Origin of the sequence: Mesorhizobium sp. M1E.F.Ca.ET.063.01.1.1 (genome assembly GCF_003998155.1) — a bacterium.
GTDB lineage: Bacteria > Pseudomonadota > Alphaproteobacteria > Rhizobiales > Rhizobiaceae > Mesorhizobium.
In genome coordinates this window covers 1-385 of the sequence record NZ_RZSC01001798.1, presented here as the reverse complement: position 1 = coordinate 385, position 385 = coordinate 1, and the positions used below count along the sequence as shown (strand labels likewise).

Annotated in this window: 1 protein-coding gene; it reads left to right on the top strand. The window is 55.3% G+C overall.

Translation table 11 applies throughout. The features are described from left to right. Positions 1 to 229 (top strand): hypothetical protein (locus EOA29_RS44160; RefSeq protein ID WP_348628959.1); only part of this gene is annotated, 229 nt, incomplete at its 5' end. Positions 230 to 385: the final 156 nt, after the last annotated feature.

Below are 385 nucleotides of genomic sequence, written 5' to 3'. Positions count from 1 at the left end.
GCTTCGCAGTCTCATAGATCACGCCGCGCCGGTGCAAAGGCCATTCATCGAGGAAATCGAAGGCATCCTCAAGGCAGGCTATTTCCTGAATGAGACCTTCCGCGGCCCTCACGAACAAAGGGCTTTCGAATGTTCTCTCGCTCATAGAAACCTCCAATTCTTTGAACGATTTCGGGTTGTTGACGATGGTCGCCCCAACGAACGGCGGCGACCTGCGAAAAATATGTGAAGGTCGATTTCCAGCGTCAAGACCGGATGATCACCGTCGCAAAAATTTCTGGGAACCTAGCTCTCGATAATGGCGCAAGCGAGTTCGCGGGGGTCTTCGTCGAGCGTGCCGATGAGCGCCGACGACTCGCCAAGCGCATCTGCCGGTAGGTAGTCC